Origin of the sequence: Pantoea dispersa, from assembly GCF_014155765.1 — a bacterium.
GTDB classification, from domain to species: domain Bacteria; phylum Pseudomonadota; class Gammaproteobacteria; order Enterobacterales; family Enterobacteriaceae; genus Pantoea; species Pantoea dispersa.
Window position 1 is genome coordinate 1 of sequence record NZ_SCKT01000001.1, and the last position, 15,392, is coordinate 15,392.

The following is a 15,392-nucleotide window of genomic DNA, read 5'->3' on the forward strand; positions in this document are numbered from 1 at the left end:
ATAAGGATCTGGCAGCCTGAGTTCCCGGACTTAACTCTCTCCCACAAAACCGGTACGGTTCAGCGAGTGATGACTGTCAGCTTTAATCAGGTGCCTTCTGATATCCGCGTGCCGCTGTTCTGGGCAGAGATGGATGCCAGCCAGGCGAACAGCGCGAGTTCAGGCGGCCCGGCGCTGCTTATTGGTACCGTGGCGACCACGGGCACGATTGTTAAGAACACGCTCACTATAATGCCATCAGCCGATCTTGCCGGTAAAATATGCGGCTTCGGCAGCCAGTTGCACCGTATGGTCAAGCGCTATCGTGCCATTGACCCCTTTGGTGAATTGTGGATTCTGGCTGTGGGTGAATCAACTGGGGCGCAGGCTGCAGGCTCAGTAGTGATTGCAGGCACCGCGCAGGCGTCAGGGACGCTCAGCCTGTATATCGGGGTTGAACGCGTGCAGGCCGCCGTGGTCATCGGCGATGAGGCTGCTGATGTTGCCACCACGCTGGCAGCCGCTATCAACGCAAATGCCAGCCTGCCTGTAACCGCGACAGCTACTGACGGCACAGTTGCAGTCAAAGCGCGCCATAAGGGGCTGACCGGGAACGACATCCCGCTGATGCTGAATTATTACGGTACAGTTGGCGGTGAAACTACACCTGACGGCATTACCGTGACCATCACCGCGCTGGCTGGCGGCACTGGTTCACCGGACCTTACCGACACCATTGCTGCTATGGGCGATGAGCCATTTGATTTCATCGGGCTTCCGTTCAGCGATTCAGCTTCTCTCGCTACGATGGCGCTGGAAATGAATGATGGTTCAGGCCGCTGGAGCTATGCGCGTCAGCTATATGGTCACGTTTATACGGCTAAAACCGGTACGTTGTCCGAGCTGGTTGCCTTTGGCGACACCATGAACAACCAGCATATCACCGTTGCAGGTTATGAAGTGGCCACGCAAACCTGCTGCGATGAGCTGGTGGCGATGCGTACAGCACGCAATGCAGTATTTATCCGTAACGATCCTGCGCGCCCGACGCAAACCGGTGAGCTGACCGGGGCATTGCCGGCACCAAAGGGGAGCCGCTTCATTCTTTCTGAGCAGCAGTCTCTGCTGACGCATGGGATTGCAACGTCCTATGCTGAAGGCGGTGTGCTGCGCATTCAGCGCGATATCACAACCTATCAGCAGAACAGTTACGGCGTGGCTGATAACAGCTATCTCGACAGTGAAACCCTGCATACCAGCGCTTATGTACTGCGCGAGCTGAAGAGCGTGATCACTTCAAAGTACCCGCGCCATAAACTGGCCAATGACGGAACCCGCTTCGGTGACGGTCAGGCCGTGGTGACGCCAGCGGTTATCAAAGGTGAGATGTGCTCCGTTTACAAACAGATGGAGCGGTCAGCCATCGTTGAAAACTTTGACCTGTTCAAAACCTATCTGGTGGTTGAGCGCAATGCGGATAATCCAAACCGCGTAGATGTGCTGTTCCCACCTGACTACGTTAATCAGCTGCGTGTGTTTGCGCTGGTAAATCAGTTCCGTCTGCAATACAGCGAGGAGAGCGAATAATGGCCCGTATTGCTGGTACCACGTATTTCAAACTCGACGGCCTTCAGCTTTCTTTGACTGGCGGCATTGAAGTGCCGATGAACACTAAGGTAAACGATGATGTGATCGGCCTTGATGGTTCTGTTGACCGTAAGGAAACGCACCGCGCCCCGTACATCAAAGGCACTTTTAAAGTGCCGAAGGGTTTTCCACTCAGCAAAATCACAGAGTCCGACAGCATGACCGGTACTGCGGAGCTGGCGAACGGTCAGGTGTATGTCCTGACCGAAGCCTGGTTGTTTGGTGAGGCCAACCACAACGCTGAAGAGGGCACGGTTGACCTTGAATTCCACGGCTCAGAAGGGTTCTACCAGTGAAAGAATTGATGCTTTCTAAACCTGTTGTGGCGGCAAATGAGACGCTGCATGTGCTGGAAATTCGCGAGCCAACTTACGACGAAGTTGAGCAGTTTGGTATCCCTTTCAGCTATAACGAGTCCGGTGAAATGAAGCTGGATTCACGCGTCACGCTGAAATATATCCCGGTGCTTGCGGCCATCCCGCGTTCTTCGGCGGCCAAAATGGCGCTTAAGGATATCTTTATGGCGTCAATGACGATCGTGGGTTTTTTTACGGGGTCGGAAGCGGGAGAGAGTTCAGGAAGCGACTCTACAACACCGCCCACTTCTGGCGCATAAATCCGCTTGAACTGAAAAATGTCAGCCTCAGCAAGTTTCTGGAAATGGAAGCTGAGGCTGTCCGCATCTCTGAGGAAATAAACCGTGGCAGATAGTTTTCAGCTGAAGGCGATCATCACGGCAGTGGACCAGCTTTCAGGTCCACTGAAGGGGATGAGCAGAAACCTTAAAGGCTTTCAGAAGGAAGCCAAAAATATCATGGTCAACGCGGCGGCTATGGGCGTCGCGCTAACCTCCGCGTTTGCAGTACCCATCAGCCAGGCGATGGATTTCGAATCGCAGATGGCAGACGTTCGCAAAGTCGTCAACTTTGACACCCCGCAACAGTTTAAAGAGATGAGTGAGGATGTGCTCAAACTCTCGACTCGGTTACCAATGGCTGCAAACGGCATTGCGCAGATCGTAGCGGCTGGCGGCCAGGCGGGTATTGCGCGTAATGACCTGATGCAGTTTGCAAGCGACGCGGTGAAGATGGGCGTGGCATTTGACCAGACTGCAGAAGAGTCTGGCCAGATGATGGCACAGTGGCGAACCGCGTTCAAAATGACGCAGGATGGCGTGGTGGTTCTTGCCGATAAAATTAACTACCTGGGTAACACTGGCCCTGCCAATGCACAAAAGATTTCCGACATCGTTACCCGCATCGGTCCTCTTGGTGGCGTTGCAGGCGTGGCGTCAGGTGAGATTGCCGCGATGGGCGCAACCATCGCAGGTATGGGCGTGGAGTCTGAGATAGCCGCAACGGGCATCAAAAACTTCATGCTTTCCCTTACCTCCGGAAAATCAGCCACGGCATCACAGAAGAAAGCGCTGAAGTTTATAAAGATTGATCCGGGCCAGTTAGCCGCTGACATGCAGAAGGATTCACGCGCCGCGATGCTTAAGGTGCTGGACTCTCTGGCTAAGGTGCCAAAAGACAAACAGGCAGCGGTCATGAATGCGCTGTTTGGTAAAGAGTCGCTTGGTGCGATCGCCCCTCTGCTGACGAATCTGGACTTACTGCGCACCAACTTCAATCGCGTTGCGGATGCGCAGCAGTATGCAGGGTCGATGCAGAAGGAATATGAGTCGCGCGCGGCCACAACGGCGAACTCCGTTCAGTTGCTAAAAAACCAGTTCAGTGCTGCCAGCATTACCATCGGTGATATGTTCCTGCCCGATATCGTCAGGCTGACTCAGAAGGTTCAGCCGATGGTCGAACAGTTCAGGCAGTTCACCAAAGCAAATCCTGAGATGGTTCGCGGCACCTTTAAGTTTGGCCTGACGTTGCTGGGTACTGCTTCTGCTGTGGGTATTGCCGTTAAGGCGGTGAAGATGTTTGAAACTGTGCTGAAGATGTCCACCATGGGCAAACTGGTTTCGCTGCTGGTGCTGGGTGGGAGCCTTATTGTCAGCAACTGGGACCAGGTTGGTCCGGTTGTTAAAGCGGTATGGCAAGACGTGAATGATGTCGTGCAAGCGACGGGGGGCTGGAAGAGCACAATTGAAGGTGTCAGCGCCGTTATGGCAGGCGTATTCACCGTGCGCACCGTTGGCACTCTTAAAACCGCGCTCACAACAGCAACTTCACTTTCCGGCGTGCTGGCGCAGATTGCATCACTCGGTGCGCTGACAGTGTCCATCGGCGTTGCGATTTACATTTTCAAAAAGCTGAACGATATCGCTGATGCAGTTACTGAAAAGGACGGCACAACATCCTTCTGGCAATCCCTCAAAAACCGCTGGAATGCCGGAGGCTGGTATAACAATCAGCAGGGTGGGTCGGGCTATCAGTCAGCCGTGCCACTTTCGCGGCCACAGCAGGGTGAACTGAAGGTAACATTCGATAATGCGCCGCCCGGCATGCGCGTTGCGCCTGCGGGTAACTCACTACCCTGGCTTAACTATGATGTCGGATATAACCGCTTCTCTAACCAGTAACCCGCTCCGGCGGGTTTTTTATTGCCTGGAGATTAATATGTCAACCCATAATCCACCAGTATGTGCCGGGCGCCAGCGGCATCTTAGCGTTCTCGGCAGCGGACATCAGTCCCCACTCCACGGCGGTAGTAGCCGTTGCTATGGTTGCGGAGGAAATGATCTTCTTCCACTCATCTCTGCTCTTGAGTCCATCGGTCTCGCTCTCAAGGATATCGATGTATCTCTCAAGATCATTGTCGAGAGAGGCGGACCACTCGCTGACCCGGTTATGGTCGACACTGGTGCCCATTAACCCCCAATGGAATGGGTGAAACAGGAATCGGCAACCAGTGGTTCCGGTCCTTTTACTTCCCGCCAGAAAGATGATGTTGGCGACGGACTCAATATTGCTGAGGTTGTGAGTGTGTACTTGTACTGGCAATGACTTCAGAAAGTGATATGCCGTAAAGCCTGATACAAGCTCACCACCCGGACTTGACATGTGGATGACTAGTTCGCTCGCGCCTTGATTTATGGCGCTCAGGCAATTTGATATGAGGCCATTAACAGTGGACTGATTTATAGAGGCAGAAAAGTTGATGGTGTGTTGCATTAATTTTTCTCATAAGAATATTCCGAGCCATCAACATACTACCTATTCCTTTTTTCGTTAATCCTGACATTTGACCAGTGCGTTCAGTTAGGCTAAAAGCCCGGAGTAACCATGAGCTGGATAGACAATCTGCAGGATGCCTCGCTGCGGGGTGTCCCGTTTAAGGTAGATGAGGATGAAGCCACTTTCGGCAGACGCGTGCAAGTCCATGAATACCCCAACCGCGATAAGCCATGGGCTGAAGATATGGGGCGTGCAACGCGGCGCTTTAGTGTTCAGGCGTATCTTGTCGGTGATGACTATTTTGAGCAGCGCAACAGGCTGATCGAAGCGGTTGAGAAGCCCGGAAGCTGCACACTCGTTCATCCTTTTTACGGCGAAATGACCGTCACCGTTACGGATGAAGTCCGCGTAAGCCATACCAAAGACGAAGGCCGCATGTGCCGCGTCAGCTTCAGCTTCATCGAGTCGGGCGAGTTGTCATTCCCCAAAGCTGGCATTGCAACCGGAGCGAAGCTGACGGGCGCCGCAGCGCTGATGGATGATTTCCTGTCATCAGCATTTGAAGCGTTTGGGCTGGACGGCCTGCCAGATTTCACACAAAACGGCGTACTGGATGATGCAACGGAGATGTTCAATACCGTTACTGACGCCATGCAGTACGTAGATTCTGGTATTAGCGCAGCATCCCGTCTGATGCAGGGTGATTTGTCTGTATTGCTGATGCCACCGTCCAGTGGCATGAATTTCGTCAATCAGCTTCAGACCATGTGGCGCGCAGGCACCAAACTGACAGGAAATGTCACCGACCTGATGTCAATGGTAAAAGGTCTGAGCGGCATCACCCTCGATAAAGGACTTGCTCCGCGCGGAGTCTGGAAAACAGACAGTGCCAGTACTCAGGCGAGAACGGAGCAGCGCAATTACGTCGCGCAGGCCATCCGGACCTCAGCACTTAGCGAGGCGGTGAATACGGTAACGAACCTTCCCAAATCCACCTCTCTGGCCATGCAGGCGGCACAGCCATCTGCAACAGTCATTGTTTCGCACCCTGCGGTTGATGACGTGCTCGAAAATGATACAGCCGTGGGGGTAATCACATCCACAGCAACTGACATGGTTCCCTCATGGGATGATTTAAACGAAGTACGCGACACGCTCAATACCGCCATCGATCAGGAGATGAGCCGCGTAAACGATGACGGACTGTTTCTCGCACTCCGTCAGGTGCGCACTGCGCTGAATGAAGATATCACTGCGCGCCTTGAGCAAACTTCCAGAACGGTTGAGCGCATACCGCCTGAAGTTTTACCCGCAGTCGTGCTTGCTGCTGACTGGTACGACGATGCCGGGCGTGAATATGACATTACCGCGCGCAACGCCATCCGGCACCCCGGCTTTGTTACGGTTAAAACCCTGAGAGTGCCCGTCCAGTGAATACAACCGTACTTCTTCGCGTTAATGGCCGTGAGTGGGGCGGATGGACTTCTGTCCGCATTGCCGCCGGCATTGAACGTATAGCAAGGGATTTTAACGTCCAGATCACCCGCTCATGGCCGGGTGATGAATCGCAGGTAAGCCGCCGCAGCCGCATAAAGAAGGCCGATAAGGTTGAAGTGCTGATCGGTGATGATCTTGTTATCACCGGATGGGTGGAGGCAACGCCTGTACGGTATGACGCTAACAGCATCTCAATGGGTATTGTTGGCCGCAGTAAAACAGCTGATCTGGTTGATTGCTCAGCTGCGCCCTCGCAGTACAACGGACGGTCAATCGTTCAGGTTGCCGCAGACCTCGCCAAACCATTCAGCGTCAACGTTGTGGATGCGGGCGGCGTGTCCGGCGTACTGCAGGGCGTGCAGGCCGACCAGGGTGAATCCGTTATGGATGTGCTGAATAAGATGCTTGGCCTGCAGCAGGCGCTGGCCTATGACAACGCAGCGGGTGATTTAGTCATTGGCGGGATCGGTACCGTCAAAGCAACAACCGCGCTAGTGCTGGGGGAAAACATTCTGACCTGTGACAGCGAGCAGAGTATTAAAGACCGCTTCAGTAGTTATCAGGTATCAGGCATGCGCGCCGGAAACAACAATGATTTTGGCGAAGCAACCACAACAGCGATTCGTGGTACGGCAACAGACACAGGAATTGCACGTTACAGGCCGCTGCTGGTCAGACAGACCGGTAATGCCACCTCAGCAACCTGCGCAGAGCGCAGCGAGTTTGAAATGCGCCAGCGCGCTGCCAAAACTGACGAGGTTACTTACACCGTTCAGGGGTGGCATCAGGGAGACGGTAAGTTGTGGCAGCCCAACATGCTGGTGAACGTACACGATCCTGTTCTGGGATTTGATAACCGCGAAATGGTGATCGCCGAAGTGACGTATCAGCAGGATGAAAACGGCACCATCAGTGAACTCCGCGTTGGCCCTGCAGATGCTTATCTGCCCGAGCCTGCTAAGCCCAGCAAGCGTAAGAAAAAAGCCGCAGCGGAGGATGATTTCTGATGGCAGGTCCTCTCAATGCGCTTAACCGCGCACTCTCAAATGTTCTCGCCAGAGCGGTTTTACGTGGTATCGACACGGCCAGCAAGTGCCAGATGCTGGAAATCAGCATGCCAGGCAATGAAGGCAAAAGCGATATCGAACACCTTGAGCCCTATGGCTTTACGTCAGCAGCACTGAGCGGCGCGGAGGCCGTTGCGGCTTACTTTGACGGTGACCGCTCTCATGGCGTCGTGCTGGTGGTGGCAGATCGCCGCTTCCGGCTTAAAGGATTGGAAGGGGGAGAAGTCGCTATCTACGACGACCAGGGGAAGTCGATAACCCTGAAGCGAAAGGGGATCGTCGTTGATGGCGGCGGGCAAATAATCACCTTCATTAATTCACCAAAAGCCCGTTTCGAAATGGATATCGAATCAACCGGGAACATTACCGACAACTGTGATTCTGGCGGCATTTCTATGGCCCAGATGCGTGTGACGTACAACGGTCACAAACATAAAGAAAACGGTGATGGTGGCGGCACAACCGACGCAACCTTGCAACAAATGGGTGGATCATGATCCTTACGATAAATGGTAAGCAGCAGGCGGTTTACCAACTCACCGACCCGCTCACGCGCGCGGTTGTCATTTCCCTCTTCACATGGAGAAAAGCAGGTAAAGACGATGCGCCTGAAGAGGCAAATGGCTGGTGGGGCGACACGTTCCCGACCGTTCAGAATGATCGAATCGGCTCCCGTCTTTATCTGCTGAAGCGGTCCAAACTTACCAACAAGACGCCACTGAAAGCGCGTGAGTACATCACCGAAGCGCTACTGTGGCTGACGACTGATGGTGTTGCGGCGCGAGTTGATGTCACTGCGGCAAGGCTGGGTATCAACGCCATGTCAGCCACCACAGTAATAAGCAAACGCGACGGAACAACATTGTCGCTTTCATTTGATGATTTATGGAGTGAACTCAATGGCTGATAGCGGATTTTCCCGCCCGACACTCCCGCAGCTGATCACCGCAGTACGTAGCGACATTCTTACCCGACTTGCGGCTAATACAACCCTGGCAGAGCTGCGCCGAACGGATGCTGAGGTGTATAGCCGGGTGCTGGCTGCATCGGTCCACACCGTGTATGGCTACATCGATTACCTTGCCCGAAATCTGCTTCCCGACCTTGCGGACGAAGACTGGCTGACCCGCCACGGCAATATGAAGCGAGCCCCGCGTAAGACAGCCACTTATGCTGGTGGCTATGTTCGCTGGGATGGCGTAACAAGCAGTACGGGTATTGATGCTGATGTGATCATTCAGCGAGATGATTTGGTGTCATTCACCACGACCGCCAGCGCTACGCCTTCCGGTGGTGTGCTTCGTGTTCCTGTCATTTGTAATACAGCAGGCGTAACGGGCAACACGGATGACGGTATTACGATGCGACTCACCAGCCCTGTATCTGGTCTGTCTTCTTCAGGAGTGGCCGACGCAATTCTGGGCGGAACCGATATCGAAGACCTTGAGGTGTGGCGAGCCAGAATCATTGAGCGATGGTATTACACGCCACAGGGTGGAGCAGATGCCGATTATGAAGTGTGGGCAAAAGAGGTACCGGGCGTAACAAGAGCGTGGACCCGCCGCCACTGGGCTGGGCGTGGGACTGTAGGAATTATGCTGGCAAATAGCGATCTCTATAACCCAGTTCCAGATGCTGCGGTTGTTGCCGCCGCTCAGGCTCATATAGAACCACTTTCGCCGATTGCTGGTGCTGACATCTATGCGTTTGCTGCCGCTGAAAAGGTGGTTGATTACCATATCCGTTTAACACCAGATACTGAAGAAATCAGACTGGCGGTTGAAGCGGAGATCAGGGCCATGAATTTGCGTGACGGTGTGCCAGAGGGCGCGCTTAATCCATCCAGAATCAGCGAAGCGATCAGCCTGGCGACAGGTGAATACAGCCATGTTCTTGTCAGCCCGACTGATGAAATACCAATTGCAATCGGTGAGGTGGGGGTTGTTGGAGATTTTACATGGACCTAACAGTGCAATATGAGCAAATGCTGGGTGCGTTATTGCCTCGTGGTCCGGCATGGGATGACAGAGAGCCTTTATTGCTGGGATGCGCTCCAGCTCTTTCACGAGCACATCTGCGTGGGGATGCGTTGATGCTTGAAATCGACCCGCGCTCTGTTACCGAGCTAATAGATCGGTATGAAAGCATTACCGGGCTCCCTGATAGCTGTACCCCAGCCGATGCGCAAACCCTTCAGCAGCGCCGCCAGCGGCTTGATGCGAAGACAAACCTCGCTGGAGGAATCAACGAGGCGTTTTACAGGGCGCAGCTTGATGCGCTTGGTTACACCGAGGCGACGATTACTCGATACCCAAAGAGTAGTTTCAACTGTAACTCTCTTTGCACTGATTCACTTTACAGCGACGAGTGGCGCTATTACTGGCGCGTAAACATTCCTGCATCTGCACAGGTTAACCCAATGACCTGCGTTGGTAACTGCACCGATTCGATCAGGACGTGGGGCGACACGGTTGTTGAATGTGTTATGAATAAACTGGCCCCTTCCCATACCTACGTTATTTTTCTTTACACGGAGTAATTATGCATCGCATAGATACATCCACCGCTCAGGTGGATAAATTCGGCTCGGGCAAAAATGGCTTCACGGGAGGGAATCCGCAAACAGGCGTATTACCTACAGCTCTGGATGCTGATTATTTTGACACTCTACAGGAAGAGTTAGCTGCCGTCATTGAGTCTGCTGGCATTACATTAAACAAAGCAGCAAATAATCAGTTGCTTTTAGCTATGAGGACATTGACGCCCGGTCGATTACTTAATGTTCGAGTATTCACCGCAAATACTACTGTAACATTCAGTGCGATGACTAAAAACATCCGCGTTCAAATCGTAGGTGGTGGTGGGGGCGGCGGCGGCGCCCAGGCAACATCGGCAGGGCAGGCGTCGTGTGCTGGCGGGGGGTGTGGCGGTGCTTATGTAGAAGCTTATATGCCAGTGCCTGCTACATCGGTAGCGTTGACGGTTGGCGCTGCTGGGTCTGGAGGAAGTCGAACTGGCCCAACAGCAGGGTCCGCTGGAGGAAGCTCTGTATTTGGAAACTACATAACTTGTCCGGGTGGTACTGGGGGCGGGGTTGGTAACGCAGCCACATACGGCTCACCATTTTATCGAGGAATGACGCTACAAACTCCACCAACTATAAACCTACCAACTGGTGCTGTACTTATTTCTTCAATGCGTGGGCAATCTGCGTCTGGGTCAGTGCTTGTCGGATCAGCCCCCAACCAAGGTGTAGGAGGTATTGGCGGGTCATCTCCATTTGGAGTGGGTGGAAATGGCGGTGGTGGTGTTGTTAATGGCTCGCCAACGGCAGGGAGTGGTTATGGGGCTGGTGGAGGAGGTGGAGTTGAATTCTCCGCTTACGGAGGTGACGAAGGCGGTGCCGGCACTGGTGGGCTTTGCATTATTTGGGAGTATGCATAATGAGCATTGAAACCTACGCACTGATTAATTCTGATGGATATATAGTTAACACCGTGTTATGGGATGGTGAAACTGATACATGGTCGCCAGAAGATGGCCTGGCAGCGATTCGATGCGGAGACTCAATATGCGAAATTGGCGGTACGCACAAGGATGGCGTGTTCGACAGAGCCCCAATTCCTAATCCAACTTATGAAGAATATGTAGCTGAAGCGGAAGCGTTGAAGTCATCTCTCATGGCGGAGGCTGCGGACAAAATCTCAACGCTGCAGGATGCTGTAGATCTTGATATGGCAACTGATGATGAAAAAACAGAACTTGTAGCGTGGAAAAAATATAGAGTTTTACTGAACAGAATCGATACATCAACCGCCCCAGATATAACTTTGCCGAAAAAACCATAGAAACAACCCCGGCATATCACGCCGGGTTATTCTTTTTCTTGATGGACTTTATTTCAGATATTGCTTTTTCAATTTCATCAAAGCTTATTCCATGAAGAAGGGAAACATCCATATCCCACCACTTCAATTCCATTAACTCTCTTATGGTATCTTTATTAAATCTGTACTTTATTATCCTGGCAGGGTTTCCACCAACTATTGCATAAGGCGGAACATCTTTTGTTACCACCGCACCACCACCAATGATGGCCCCGTGTCCAACGGAAACACCCTTTAGTATCAATGCGCCTCGGCCTATCCACACATCATTGCCTATGATGGTTGGGGTATTGTCATTTCCGTGCATATAATCCAGTCTTGGCGTATTAACGCACTGAAATGGATGTGTAGAAAGCCAGTTTAAAGGGTGGTTGTCAGGTCCGATAGTGACATTTGCAGCTATAGAGCAATACGAGCCAATTTTTACGCAGCTATCAATGTGAGAATTTTCCCTAATGTAGGTAAACTTGCCAATGCTGACGCCCTTTTTCACAAAAGAGCCTCTTTTTATTATTTGAACTGCTTCGGATGTAATTAATCCATGCTGTTCAATAAAATCTCTTGAATAAACATTATCAATGTCGTTATAAGGGGTTATGTCGAAATCGTTCCTCTCAAGACTTGCTCTGAGTTCTCGTATTTCATTTTGCAATTCATTGATTCTTCCGTTTGGGATGCTGTTGATTCTATTTCTTATTAATCTGTACAGAGATTTAATCACAATTATCCTTTTTTATCTTTTGATAAAATCGCATCTAATATGATAAGGTAAGCTTAAGTATACGGCAAATATATATTTTCAGTAAATTAGAAACTTGCCAGATTCTTCGCCTTTCATCATGCAACTATCCTAGCATTGATGGACAAAATCGAAGGAAGTGATGGCGCTACTACTGATCTGCAGAAACGCATGAAAGCTATCGACGGTCTGGATGCATAAAAAAGCCCCGGCGACGGGGCAGAGGTATACCGCGCCGATCTGAGCAGGCTACGGGGTGGGTGATTAAAGCTTAGTCACTCGCACCGCACCCACCAAACTAAATCTCCTTACCCGCCAAAGGCTTTACAAAAACCTCAACCGCAGCGGCTTGATCATTTTCAGTGATTGATATTACTGTATTTATATACAGTAACTTTTTGAGATAACGAAAATGGAGCTTTTAAGACCAGCGGAAATCCGCGCCATTCTGGAGTTGCCACTTTATGTAAGTCGCGTGCCATGCGGCTTCCCATCGCCTGCGCAGGACTACGTTGAGCAGAGGATCGATCTCAACAATCTTCTGGTGCAGCATCCCAGCGCGACATATTTCATCAAGGTCAGCGGGGATTCGATGATTGAAGGGGGCATCAACGATGGCGACATGCTGGTTGTAGACAGCTCACTTAAAGCCGGTCACGGCGACGTTGTGGTTGCCTCCCTCGCCGGTGAATTCACCGTGAAGCAGCTTATGCTGCGCCCCTTCCTGCATCTCAAGCCGATGAATTCGGCGCACTCCATAATTCCTATAGATGATGCTGATCAGTTCGAAGTGTTCGGTGTGGTCCGTCACGCAATCAAAAATATAGGCCAGTAGATGTTCGCCCTGGTGGACGTTAACTCGTTCTACGCCAGCTGCGAAACGGTGTTTAGACCAGACCTGCGCGGAAGGCCGGTAGTTGTGCTGAGCAACAATGACGGCTGCGTTATCGCGCGCTCTGCAGAGGCAAAGAAAATTGGCATCAAAATGGGCGATCCCTTCTTCAAGATGAAGGATGAACTGCGCCGGCACAGAGTGCAGGTGTTCAGCTCTAACTACGCGCTTTACGCTGACATGAGTAACCGGGTGATGACCACGCTGGAGGATATGGCGCCAGCCGTTGAAATCTACTCGATTGACGAAGCTTTCATGAACCTGACGGGCATGCGCCGCTATAAGCCGCTGGAGGGATACGGGCGCGAGATTCGCGAGCGCGTATATCGTGAAACGCACCTGACCGTAGGCGTTGGTATCGCGCAGACCAAGACGCTGGCGAAGCTGGCTAATCACGCGGCCAAAAAGTGGACGCAGACCGGCGGCGTAGTTGATCTGTCCAACGTTGAGCGCCAGCGTAAATTGATGGCGCTGGTACCGGTAGAGGATGTCTGGGGCGTTGGCCGGCGCATCAGCAAGAAGCTTAACGCGATGGGCATTGATACCGCGAAAGACCTGGCAGAGCAGAGCACCTGGATAATCAGGAAGCATTTTAACGTTGTGCTTGAGCGTACTGTCAGGGAGCTGCGCGGAGAGCCGTGTCTTGAGCTGGAAGAGTTTGCGCCGACAAAGCAGCAGATCGTCTGTTCACGTTCGTTCGGCAGCCGGATAACAAAATATGAGGATATGCGCGAGGCCGTATGCAATTTCGCAGCGCGAGCTGCTGAGAAGCTGCGCGGAGAGCGTCAGTACTGCCGCCAGATTGCTGTGTTTGTCAGGACCAGCCCGCACGCGGTGGATGAGGTGTTCTACGGCAATCAGGCGATGGGTAAGCTGCTGACCCCGTCGAATGACTCCCGCGACATCATACGCATCGCTATGGAGGCGCTGGACCGCATCTGGCTTGACGGCCACCGTTATATGAAAGCAGGTGTGATGCTGGGCGATTTTTTCAGTCAGGGCGTCGCACAGCTCAATCTGTTTGATGAATTTCAGCCACAGCCTAACAGCGAGGCGCTGATGCGTGTTGTTGACGGGCTCAACCAAAGCGGGAAGGGGAAACTATGGTTCGCAGGACAGGGCATACAGAAATCCTGGGCGATGAAGCGCGAAATGCTGTCGCCGGCATACACCACAAGGTATTCGGACCTACCCGTTGCGAAGTGACATTTGTGATGCAGCCGCTTCATCAGATATTGCCAACGAGCAGATCATGCTTCGTCAGAGAACTTAAAGGGCGGACATGTATTGTTGATGCGATGAGGATGCCACAAAGCGGCGATACCGTCTTGCTGGACATGTCAGGCTTTCTGGAATGGGCACAGATTTTTCTGCATCCTCGCCGCGTTATCACAGATGAGGGAATGATTCTTGAAAGCGATCTGCTTGAAGATATTGCGATAGTGGGAGTGGTGACGCACGAAATCAGTACCATGCAGGGAAGTTCGGACGACTTGCCAATTTGATGTTTATACGGTGGGTTTTGCCATCGTTATACCATTATTTCACCATCGTAAAATGTAGGCAATAAAAAGCAGCCGTAAATGGCTGCTTTTCTTTGGGATTTTGGTCGGCACGAGAGGATTTGAACCTCCGACCCCATTGACACCCCATGATCGTGTGGAAAAATTATAAATTATTTATTGTAAAGAATAGACTGTATATCGCTACGATTTAAAGCATAACTTCCTTTAGATTAGAAAAGGACCTTGAAGTGTTGAAGGGATTAACTATGACACCTAGCTCTTTACCATTACCTAAAAGTAAATTACCTAGACTGCTGCAATAGTTATCATCAGCATCAAGAGCGACGTGTGCAATTAATCCATCTAGATAAATTCTACAAAATAAATAAGACATGTATGCATAAGGAGGTCCTAAATCAAACTCCTGCCGTTCAATGATAGGCGTACGATTGTGGGGAATGCCTCTATCGTATATCTGATGGAGTCTAATTGGAAAATCATTATAGTTAAGAGGACTCTTTGTTAAGGTGGCTATTCGTAGCCTCTCTAACAAATCAGGATGCAATACTACCTCACTCATGTCCTCTCTGGTTGATGCTGCAGCGCGCCAAACAATACTTAAAAAGAATACTTTTAAAGCTGATGTATCAATGTTATTGAAAATTCTAAAGCTAAATCCATCAGCACTCATCGGAACCGATAACTCTTCATCTAGTAAACTGCGCTGAAATGTTGGCCAACCACTCCAAACCAAGTGATTTCTTCTCAGAATTTTAATCGCTTTATCGTCGATGTCTCTAAGTATACTTTCACCATCCTGGATAACCAGTTGGTTGTCATACCAGCCTTGAAATCTCTTGGTTTCCGGACCATTATGCCATTTCTGTATGGCTCTTTCTCCCTTTTTGCTTAGCAGAGTTAAAGCGCGAGGAAGTATATGGGAGTCTACAAACTTACCCTTTTTGCCGGTTAGCTTACAAATACCCTCCGCAATAATCTCCTTTTTTTTTCTCATTTTTTATCCTTTCATTATCCTCTGAATAAACCC

At 51.4% G+C, this 15,392-nt stretch carries 18 protein-coding genes; 15 read left to right on the plus strand and 3 right to left on the minus strand.

Features of this window, described 5'->3' with window-relative positions; genetic code table 11:
* Window positions 1–69: 69 nt before the first annotated feature.
* From H7K56_RS00005 to H7K56_RS00020, 4 genes are all read left to right on the plus strand, one after another.
* Window positions 70–1,566: a phage tail sheath subtilisin-like domain-containing protein gene (locus tag H7K56_RS00005; RefSeq protein WP_150360598.1), complete on the plus strand. Its 1,497-nt coding sequence runs from the start codon at window positions 70–72 to the stop codon at window positions 1,564–1,566.
* A complete protein-coding gene (locus H7K56_RS00010; protein ID WP_084882649.1) occupies window positions 1,566–1,922 on the plus strand; it encodes a phage tail tube protein in 357 nt (118 codons plus the stop codon). Before H7K56_RS00005 ends, H7K56_RS00010 begins: the two co-directional genes overlap by 1 nt.
* An 8-nt stretch (window positions 1,923–1,930) precedes the next feature.
* Window positions 1,931–2,242, plus strand: a complete 312-nt coding sequence (locus H7K56_RS00015; protein WP_170264749.1) for a phage tail assembly protein — start codon at window positions 1,931–1,933, stop codon at window positions 2,240–2,242.
* Window positions 2,243–2,326: 84 nt separating this feature from the next.
* Window positions 2,327–4,162, plus strand: coding sequence for a phage tail tape measure protein (locus H7K56_RS00020; RefSeq protein ID WP_150360595.1), 1,836 nt, complete (start codon window positions 2,327–2,329; stop codon window positions 4,160–4,162).
* Between the two features lie 40 nt (window positions 4,163–4,202).
* On the opposite strand, the gene H7K56_RS00025 is transcribed toward H7K56_RS00020, so the two are convergent.
* Window positions 4,203–4,754: an ATP-dependent Clp protease proteolytic subunit gene (locus H7K56_RS00025; RefSeq protein ID WP_150360594.1), complete on the minus strand. Its 552-nt coding sequence runs from the start codon at window positions 4,752–4,754 to the stop codon at window positions 4,203–4,205.
* 111 nt (window positions 4,755–4,865) lie between these two features.
* On the opposite strand from H7K56_RS00025, the gene H7K56_RS00030 reads away from it, so the two are divergent.
* From H7K56_RS00030 to H7K56_RS23465, 8 genes are read left to right on the plus strand one after another with little or no spacing between them, the layout of a single operon-like run.
* On the plus strand, window positions 4,866–6,191 hold the full coding sequence (locus tag H7K56_RS00030; protein WP_150360593.1) for a DNA circularization protein: 1,326 nt from the start codon (window positions 4,866–4,868) through the stop codon (window positions 6,189–6,191).
* Window positions 6,188–7,261, plus strand: coding sequence for a phage baseplate assembly protein (locus H7K56_RS00035; protein WP_150360592.1), 1,074 nt, complete (start codon window positions 6,188–6,190; stop codon window positions 7,259–7,261). The genes H7K56_RS00030 and H7K56_RS00035 overlap by 4 nt, the downstream gene beginning before the upstream one ends.
* A complete protein-coding gene (locus tag H7K56_RS00040) occupies window positions 7,261–7,818 on the plus strand; it encodes a phage baseplate assembly protein V (protein ID WP_150360591.1) in 558 nt (185 codons plus the stop codon). Before H7K56_RS00035 ends, H7K56_RS00040 begins: the two co-directional genes overlap by 1 nt.
* Entirely contained in the window at window positions 7,815–8,228 is a 414-nt protein-coding gene (locus tag H7K56_RS00045) for a phage GP46 family protein (RefSeq protein ID WP_150360590.1), read from the plus strand. The genes H7K56_RS00040 and H7K56_RS00045 overlap by 4 nt, the downstream gene beginning before the upstream one ends.
* Window positions 8,221–9,288, plus strand: coding sequence for a baseplate J/gp47 family protein (locus H7K56_RS00050; protein ID WP_150360589.1), 1,068 nt, complete (start codon window positions 8,221–8,223; stop codon window positions 9,286–9,288). Before H7K56_RS00045 ends, H7K56_RS00050 begins: the two co-directional genes overlap by 8 nt.
* Complete coding sequence (locus H7K56_RS00055) at window positions 9,279–9,860, plus strand: YmfQ family protein (protein WP_150360588.1); 582 nt, start codon at window positions 9,279–9,281, stop codon at window positions 9,858–9,860. The genes H7K56_RS00050 and H7K56_RS00055 overlap by 10 nt, the downstream gene beginning before the upstream one ends.
* A gap of 2 nt (window positions 9,861–9,862) precedes the next feature.
* Complete coding sequence (locus H7K56_RS00060) at window positions 9,863–10,765, plus strand: glycine-rich domain-containing protein (RefSeq protein ID WP_150360587.1); 903 nt, start codon at window positions 9,863–9,865, stop codon at window positions 10,763–10,765.
* The gene (locus H7K56_RS23465; protein ID WP_150360586.1) at window positions 10,765–11,169 is read left to right on the plus strand and encodes a tail fiber assembly protein; all 405 of its coding nucleotides are present in this window, start codon (window positions 10,765–10,767) and stop codon (window positions 11,167–11,169) included. The genes H7K56_RS00060 and H7K56_RS23465 overlap by 1 nt, the downstream gene beginning before the upstream one ends.
* A 16-nt stretch (window positions 11,170–11,185) precedes the next feature.
* On the opposite strand, the gene H7K56_RS23470 is transcribed toward H7K56_RS23465, so the two are convergent.
* Complete coding sequence (locus H7K56_RS23470; protein WP_150360585.1) at window positions 11,186–11,929, minus strand: CatB-related O-acetyltransferase; 744 nt, start codon at window positions 11,927–11,929, stop codon at window positions 11,186–11,188.
* A gap of 430 nt (window positions 11,930–12,359) precedes the next feature.
* Here H7K56_RS23470 and umuD point away from each other — a divergent pair, with 430 nt between their 5' ends.
* The 3 genes from umuD to H7K56_RS00085 are packed head-to-tail and all read left to right on the plus strand — an operon-like array spanning window position 12,360 to window position 14,344.
* A complete protein-coding gene (gene umuD / locus H7K56_RS00075; protein WP_127834023.1) occupies window positions 12,360–12,782 on the plus strand; it encodes a translesion error-prone DNA polymerase V autoproteolytic subunit in 423 nt (140 codons plus the stop codon).
* Window positions 12,783–14,045: a Y-family DNA polymerase gene (locus tag H7K56_RS00080; protein WP_150360584.1), complete on the plus strand. Its 1,263-nt coding sequence runs from the start codon at window positions 12,783–12,785 to the stop codon at window positions 14,043–14,045. It abuts the gene before it with no gap.
* Between the two features lie 5 nt (window positions 14,046–14,050).
* Window positions 14,051–14,344 (plus strand): hypothetical protein, encoded by a 294-nt coding sequence (locus H7K56_RS00085; RefSeq protein ID WP_150360583.1) that lies wholly within the window; start codon window positions 14,051–14,053, stop codon window positions 14,342–14,344.
* Between the two features lie 208 nt (window positions 14,345–14,552).
* On the opposite strand, the gene H7K56_RS00090 is transcribed toward H7K56_RS00085, so the two are convergent.
* Complete coding sequence (locus H7K56_RS00090; RefSeq protein ID WP_150360582.1) at window positions 14,553–15,359, minus strand: hypothetical protein; 807 nt, start codon at window positions 15,357–15,359, stop codon at window positions 14,553–14,555.
* Between the last annotated feature and the right edge of the window lie 33 nt (window positions 15,360–15,392).